The following is a 6,335-nucleotide window of genomic DNA, read 5'->3' as shown; positions in this document are numbered from 1 at the left end:
TTCGTTTTCTTGCTTTTCTTGAGGCGTTGGAATCGGTTGAAGGAAACCCTTCACAGATAGATTTCGGTTGTTGAGAAAGTGGTTCAACGGTGGAACGTCGCGAGAGCGGGAGACATTCGATAGCCTCGTGCTCGTGGCTCACCCCCCTCTGTCCTGCCGGACATCTCCCCCTCAGGTGGGGAGATCGACTCGCGGCAGCCACTCGACCATCTCTGATGTCCAGATTGAAGTGGGTGTTCGCGTCCAGCTGATCTCCCCCCTTGAGGGGGAGATGTCCGGCAGGACAGAGGGGGGTGAGCCACGAGCACGAGGCTATCGAATGTCTCCCGCTCTCGCGACGTTCCACCGTTGAACCACTTTCTCAACAACCGAAATCTATCTGTGAAGGGTTTCCTTCAACCGATTCCAACGCCTCAAGAAAAGCAAGAAAACGAATACTGCGGGTGCAGGGCATCCGCTGTGCAACTTATCCTACTCTAACCCGGAATGGTTACTCATGTCTGAATTTGCCAATGAGGGCAGCATTTGGGCTGCTCGTTTTACGGGAGCCGTGGCGGGGGCCGGGGTTTCGCTGATCTATATGCTGCCGCAGACGCACCGCGAGGCGGCCAGCCGGTTTTTGACCGGGCTTGCCTGCGGCGTGATTTTTGGCGGGCCGGTGGGGCTTTGGATCGCCCAGCGGCTGGGTATCTCCGCGGGGCTTTCGAGCCAGGAGATCATGCTGACCGGCTCCGCTGCCGCCAGCCTTTGCGCGTGGTGGGGGTTGGGCGTGATGGTGCGTGTGGCCGAGCGTTACGCGGCGCGGCCCAAGCTTTGATCTGATCCGTCAGCGCACATTTCCTCAAAATCGCAGGAGACTTTCATGCACGCTTATCGCGGGCCGCGGCCCGCCACGCGCAAATTTGCCAATCTGGAACTGCGCGGCATTGCTTTTGACGGCACGTTTTCTGGCTATGCCAGTGTGTTCGGCGAGGTGGATCTCGGCCGGGACGTGATCGAGCCGGGGGCTTTCAGGCGGTCCATCGAGGAGCGTGGGGCCGCTGGCATTCGCATGCTGTACCAGCACGACCCGGCACAGCCCATCGGTGCGTGGCGCACCATTCGCGAAGACGAGCGCGGGCTGTTCGTCGAGGGGGTGCTGGCGCCTGATGTGGCGCGGGCCAAAGAGGTGCATTCGTTGATGAAGACGGGTGCGCTGGACGGACTTTCCATCGGCTTCCAGACCGTACGGGCGGGCAAGGCCGCGCGCGGTGGTATTCGCCGCATTCTGGAGGCCGACCTATTGGAAATTTCCGTAGTGACCTTTCCCATGCTGCCATCTGCGCGGGTTTCCAACATCAAGCAGGCGAGGTTCTTTCGCGACCGGGAGACGGAACTGGTGCGCGCGATGCGCCGGATGGCGAAGAGTTTGGCGGGGGATACGTTTCGGAGGTGAGGGGCGCACACCCTCTTCCCTCATTCCTGTGCTGCCACAGGATCGAGGGAAGAGGAGTGGGTCTGCGCCGGGGAAGAGTCTTTCGCATCGCAGACGCGATGCTGCTGGGCCCCGGATCAAGTCCGGGGTGACGGTGGGGAGGCGGGCGTCGTCTTCCAACTTAAAAACAATCAACAGAGGAAAATCACATGACGGAACAGACAGTTGCACCGCAGATCAAGGCCGTGCCGGATACGATGACGGCAGCGTTCGATGACTTTATGGAGGCGTTTGAGGCGTTTCGTGAGACGAATGACCAGCGGTTGGGCGATATCGAGCGCAAGATGGGTTCCGATGTGCTGACCCGCGAAAAGCTTGATCGCATCGACAAGGCGCTGGACGACAACAAACAGGCGATGGACGAGCTTTCGCTGAAGAGGGCGCGGCCCGCGCTGGGACGCCGGGGTGCGGCCAATGCGGAGACGGAGGAGCATAAGGCGGCGTTCGAGGCCTATATTCGCCGGGGTGACGAAGGCGCGCTACGCGATCTGGAGGCCAAGGCGTTTTCCGGGAGTAGCGGCACGGATGGCGGGTATTTGCTGCCGCACGAGACCGACAGTGATATCGGCAAACGCATGGCGGTGGTTTCGCCGATGCGCGCACTTTCCACCGTGCGGCAGGTTTCCGGTGCGGTGCTGAAAAAGCCCTTTGCACCGAGCGGGATGGCCACCGGCTGGGTTTCCGAGACGGCAGCACGACCGCAGACCAACACGCCGCAGCTTTCCGAACTGACCTTTCCGACCATGGAGCTTTACGCCATGCCAGCGGCCACGCAAGGGCTGCTGGGTGATTCCGCCGTCGACATCGAGGCGTGGATTGCCTCCGAAGTGGATGTCGCCTTTGCCGAGCAGGAGGGTGCGGCCTTCATTTCCGGTGATGGTGTGAACAAGCCGAAGGGGCTGCTGGCCTATGACACGGTGGCGAATTCGGCCTGGGAGTGGGGCAAGATCGGTTATGTGGCGACGGGTGCGGCGGGCGCATTTGCATCCTCCGGGCCGCTGGACGTGCTGATCGACACCGTCTATTCGCTGAAAGCCGGACACCGCCAGAACGGCAGCTTCCTGATGAACCGCAAGACGCAGTCGACATTGCGCCGGGTGAAGGACACCACGGGCAACTATCTGTGGCAACCGCCAGCCTCGGCTGGCCAGGCGGCGCTACTGATGGGCTTTCCGGTGGCGGAGGCCGAGGATATGCCGGATGTGGCGGCGGGGAGCACGTCGATTGCGTTTGGTGATTTCCGCGCCGGTTATCTGGTGGTGGACCGCACGGGTATTCGCATTCTGCGCGACCCGTATTCGGCCAAGCCGTACGTGCTGTTTTATACGACGAAGCGTGTGGGCGGCGGGGTACAGAATTTCGAGGCTGTTAAGCTGGTGAAGTTTGCGGCGAGTTGAGTGGTGATGGTGCTTCCACCATGCCGGGGTTTTGCCCGGTGTGGTGGAGGACGAAAATGAGCGTCATCGCCTGTGGTTTACCCCCCTCTGTCCTGCCGGACATCTCCCCCTCAAGGGGGGGAGATCGACTCGTGGATAGCTCTCGCCCATCTTTGCTGCTGCGGATAGAGTGAAGAGCCTGCGCCTTGCCGATCTCCCCCCTTGAGGGGGAGATGTCCGGCAGGACAGAGGGGGGTGAGCCACGGGCGATGACGCACAATAGTCGCTGCTGCAACACCCCTATTCCCCTGGAGACACCATGACCTATGCCACACTGACCCCGCCGCAGGCGGAGGCGTTGACGCTTGCCGATGTGAAGGCGCATTTGCGGCTGGATGGCGCGGATGAAGATGCGCTTCTGGCATCGCTGATCACCACCGCGCGCGAATATCTGGAACGCCAGACGGGCCTGTGCCTGATGCGGCAGAGCTTTCGGCTGTATCTCGACGACTGGCCGCTAAATGGCGTGATTCAGATTGCGAAGGGGCCGGTGCAAGCCATCGAAACGATTCTGGTTTTCGATGATGCCGGTGACCCGACCGATATTACTGAAACGGACAAGCTGCTGGATGGGCAGGCGCGACCCGCACGGCTGTGGCTGCGCCAGCCGCCTGCGCCGGGACAGCCGTTGAACGGTATCGAGATCGATTTTACCGCAGGCTTTGGCGAAAGCGGTGCGGATGTGCCGGATACGCTGAAGCGGGCGATGCTGGTGCACATTGCGCATATGTTTGCGTTTCGCGGCGCGGTTTCGCCTGCCGAGCAGCCTGCCGGTGTACCAGCGGGTTACAAGCGGCTGATTGCGCCGTTTCGTCGCGTGGGGTTGTGAGAGATGAACCTAACGTTTCTCGACCCAGGTCAGCTGACGGCGCGGCTGGACGTTGAAGCGCCGCAAGAGACGCCCGATGGACAGGGCGGTGTGGCGGCAGGCTGGCGAATGATACGGTCTCTGTGGGCTGCCATCGAACCGGTTTCGCAAGGGGCCTATGAGCGTGCATCTGCCGATGGCGTGGCGATTACGCACCGCATATGGGCGGGGTATCGAAGCGATATCGAGGCGGGTATGCGGTTTCGTAAAGGCACGCGTGTGTTTGCTGTGAAATCCGTGATCGACCCGGATGAAACGGGCCGCTTCATTGTCTGCCGATGCGAGGAGGAAAGCCGATGATGGCGGCCAACGCGCTGTTGCAGGCCGTTCACACCCAGCTTGCCGGTGATGCGGTGCTGACGGGTCTGGTGGGTGCGCGCGGTATCATCGACCGGCTGCTGCCAAGGCCCGTTCTGCCTTGCGTGGCCTTTGGGGAAATCGACAGCCGCGATTACTCGACCGCTTCAGAACGCGGCGAAGAGCATTTCCTGACCATCGAAGTGTGGAGCGAGCAGGGTGGGCGCAAGCTGGCGCAGGACATTGCCGTGCGCGTTCTGGCGCTTCTCGACGATGCACCGCTGGTGCTGGGCGGCGGCGTGGCGCTGGTGAGTTTGTTTTATCGCAACAGCCGATCTGTGCGGCAGGCGAAGACGAAGCAGTTTCTGACGGAGATACGGTTTCGGGCGGTGACGGAGTAGGGGCGGGTGGCTGCGGCGGTTATCTCTCCCCTTGTGGGAGAGAAAGCTATTTCAACATCTTGAGCGAAGCTCAAGTGTTAGAAATCGCAAGTGAGGGGTTGTCCCTCGGCGCAAGCGGTGGACCCCTCACCTAGAAAATCTACGACTTAGCTGAAGCTAAGATCGTGATTTTCTGTCCTCTCCCACAGGGGGAGAGGTAAACCCAGCCGCGCCGCCTCACATCTCATTTTAGTTTGTGAAAGGACACATCATGGTGGCGCAGAAGGGGAAAGACCTGCTGCTGAAGATCGACAACGGCGGGGCGTTCGTGACCGTTGCCGGGCTGCGCACGAGGCGGCTGGCGTTCAATGCGGAAAGCGTTGACGTGACGGATGCGGAAAGTGCCGGGCGCTGGCGGGAATTGCTGGCGGGGGTGGGTATTCAGCGCGCGGGGCTAACGGCATCTGGCATCTTCAAGGACCAGCAGAGTGACGCACTGGTGCGCGGGCAGTTCTTTGCCGGTGCCATTCCCGGCTGGCAGATCGTGATCCCGGATTTCGGCACGGTTACGGGGCCGTTCCAGATCACGGCGCTGGAATATTCCGGGCGGCATGACGGCGAGGTGCAGTTCGAGATTGCGCTGGAATCGGCGGGTGCCATTACGTTTGGAGCGCTGTGATGGGAGTTGCGAATTTCGGGCGGGCGAACCGCCGGCGCGGCGAGGTGGAGGCGGTGCTGGATGGCGAGCGGCGCATTCTGTACCTCACGCTGGGCGCTCTGGCGGAGCTGGAAACCGCCTTTGCCGCCGATGATCTGACGGGCTTGGCCAGCCGCTTTGCCAGCGGGCGGATGAAGGCCGCCGATATGATCCGCGTCATCGGTGCCGGGCTTCGCGGTGCGGGCAACGTGTTTTCGGATGATGATGTGGCGGCGATGAGCATCGAGAATGGAATTGCCGGTTATGCGACGATCGTGGGAGACCTCCTGACCGCGGCTTTCGCTGGAACCGGCACCGGAGGGGAGGCACCGGCTTCCCCTTGAATGCCGCAGTGGGTTCAAGCCCGCATCATGGTCCCAAGCCCTTTCCCTGGGGGCAGGTGATCCATGCTGGCCTGAGCCTGCTGCGGCTTTCCCCAACTGTTTTCTGGGCGCTGACGCCGCTGGAGTTTTTCGCCATGACGGGTGGGATGAGGCCCAAACGTGATGGGCTGGATCGTGGTGGGCTGGAGGGATTGATGCGGTTGTTTCCGGATGGGTGAGGCCTACCTCTCCCCCTGTGGGAGAGGAAGAAAAATCATGATCTTAGCTTGCTAAGTCATAGATTTTTCAGGTGAGGGGTCCCGCCGAGGGTGCGGCAAACCCCTCACTTGCGATTTCTAATACTTACGCGAGCGTAAGATGTTGAAATCGCTTTCTCTCCCACAAGGGGAGAGATAACCCAGCCGAAACCGCAGCAATTCCAATCCCCTAGCTTCCCAAATTGAATCAGAAAGGCAAGGCCGATGACTGATGAGACGAATTTTGCCGGTCAGCGTGATGAGGCGCAGGCTTTGGCTGACGTGATGGAGGATCTGGAGCGGCGGTCTCAGCGGTTTGGGTCGGCGCTGACGTCTGCGCTACAGGCCGCGACCACCGGTGGGAAGGGGCTGGATGGCGTGTTGCAGGGGCTGGGGACGCGGCTTTCCAATATTGCGCTGTCTGCCGGCTTGAAGCCGTTGGAGAACATGCTGTCATCAGCGGTTAGCAGCCTCACGTCCGGGGCGGGGTCGCTGTTTGCCTTTGCCAATGGCGGCGTGCCGGGGCGGGTGACGCCGTTTGCCGAGGGTGGAGTGGTTTCGAGTCCGACGTTTTTCCCCATGGGCGGCGATATGGGCCTGATG

10 protein-coding genes are annotated in these 6,335 nt (G+C 61.3%); all 10 read left to right on the top strand.

The window, feature by feature from the left end:
• The first annotated feature begins 496 nt into the window (after positions 1-496).
• Positions 497-817 (top strand): DUF6107 family protein, encoded by a 321-nt coding sequence (locus DSM25558_RS27310; protein ID WP_077107755.1) that lies wholly within the window; start codon positions 497-499, stop codon positions 815-817.
• Positions 818-862: 45 nt separating this feature from the next.
• Positions 863-1,435, top strand: a complete 573-nt coding sequence (locus DSM25558_RS27305) for an HK97 family phage prohead protease (RefSeq protein WP_077107754.1) — start codon at positions 863-865, stop codon at positions 1,433-1,435.
• A gap of 188 nt (positions 1,436-1,623) precedes the next feature.
• On the top strand, positions 1,624-2,871 hold the full coding sequence (locus DSM25558_RS27300) for a phage major capsid protein (protein ID WP_077107753.1): 1,248 nt from the start codon (positions 1,624-1,626) through the stop codon (positions 2,869-2,871).
• Between the two features lie 298 nt (positions 2,872-3,169).
• The gene (locus DSM25558_RS27295; RefSeq protein ID WP_077107752.1) at positions 3,170-3,739 is read left to right on the top strand and encodes a head-tail connector protein; all 570 of its coding nucleotides are present in this window, start codon (positions 3,170-3,172) and stop codon (positions 3,737-3,739) included.
• A 3-nt stretch (positions 3,740-3,742) separates the two neighbouring features.
• Complete coding sequence (locus tag DSM25558_RS27290) at positions 3,743-4,078, top strand: phage head closure protein (RefSeq protein ID WP_077107751.1); 336 nt, start codon at positions 3,743-3,745, stop codon at positions 4,076-4,078.
• A complete protein-coding gene (locus tag DSM25558_RS27285) occupies positions 4,075-4,476 on the top strand; it encodes a DUF3168 domain-containing protein (protein WP_077107750.1) in 402 nt (133 codons plus the stop codon). The genes DSM25558_RS27290 and DSM25558_RS27285 overlap by 4 nt, the downstream gene beginning before the upstream one ends.
• A gap of 250 nt (positions 4,477-4,726) precedes the next feature.
• Positions 4,727-5,134 (top strand): phage major tail protein, TP901-1 family, encoded by a 408-nt coding sequence (locus DSM25558_RS27280; RefSeq protein ID WP_077107749.1) that lies wholly within the window; start codon positions 4,727-4,729, stop codon positions 5,132-5,134.
• On the top strand, positions 5,134-5,496 hold the full coding sequence (locus DSM25558_RS27275) for a gene transfer agent family protein (RefSeq protein WP_077107748.1): 363 nt from the start codon (positions 5,134-5,136) through the stop codon (positions 5,494-5,496). The genes DSM25558_RS27280 and DSM25558_RS27275 overlap by 1 nt, the downstream gene beginning before the upstream one ends.
• Positions 5,493-5,714, top strand: a complete 222-nt coding sequence (locus tag DSM25558_RS27270; RefSeq protein WP_077107747.1) for a rcc01693 family protein — start codon at positions 5,493-5,495, stop codon at positions 5,712-5,714. Before DSM25558_RS27275 ends, DSM25558_RS27270 begins: the two co-directional genes overlap by 4 nt.
• A gap of 243 nt (positions 5,715-5,957) precedes the next feature.
• Positions 5,958-6,335, top strand: a 378-nt coding sequence (locus DSM25558_RS27265; protein WP_077107746.1) for a phage tail tape measure protein, incomplete at its 3' end; no start/stop codon positions are given.

This window comes from Agrobacterium sp. DSM 25558 (genome assembly GCF_900100825.1).
Taxonomy (GTDB): domain Bacteria; phylum Pseudomonadota; class Alphaproteobacteria; order Rhizobiales; family Rhizobiaceae; genus Agrobacterium.
This window is presented reverse-complemented; position numbering and strand designations above follow the sequence as displayed.

Bases quoted from the DNA above. Each gene is read 5' to 3' on its own strand.
- DSM25558_RS27295 (WP_077107752.1), top strand. From the start codon at position 3,170: ATGACCTATGCCACACTGACCCCGCCGCAGGCGGAGGCGTTGACGCTT.
- DSM25558_RS27290 (WP_077107751.1), top strand. From the start codon at position 3,743: ATGAACCTAACGTTTCTCGACCCAGGTCAGCTGACGGCGCGGCTGGAC.
- DSM25558_RS27300 (WP_077107753.1), top strand. From the start codon at position 1,624: ATGACGGAACAGACAGTTGCACCGCAGATCAAGGCCGTGCCGGATACG.
- DSM25558_RS27310 (WP_077107755.1), top strand. From the start codon at position 497: ATGTCTGAATTTGCCAATGAGGGCAGCATTTGGGCTGCTCGTTTTACG.
- DSM25558_RS27285 (WP_077107750.1), top strand. From the start codon at position 4,075: ATGATGGCGGCCAACGCGCTGTTGCAGGCCGTTCACACCCAGCTTGCC.
- DSM25558_RS27275 (WP_077107748.1), top strand. From the start codon at position 5,134: ATGGGAGTTGCGAATTTCGGGCGGGCGAACCGCCGGCGCGGCGAGGTG.
- DSM25558_RS27305 (WP_077107754.1), top strand. From the start codon at position 863: ATGCACGCTTATCGCGGGCCGCGGCCCGCCACGCGCAAATTTGCCAAT.
- DSM25558_RS27280 (WP_077107749.1), top strand. From the start codon at position 4,727: ATGGTGGCGCAGAAGGGGAAAGACCTGCTGCTGAAGATCGACAACGGC.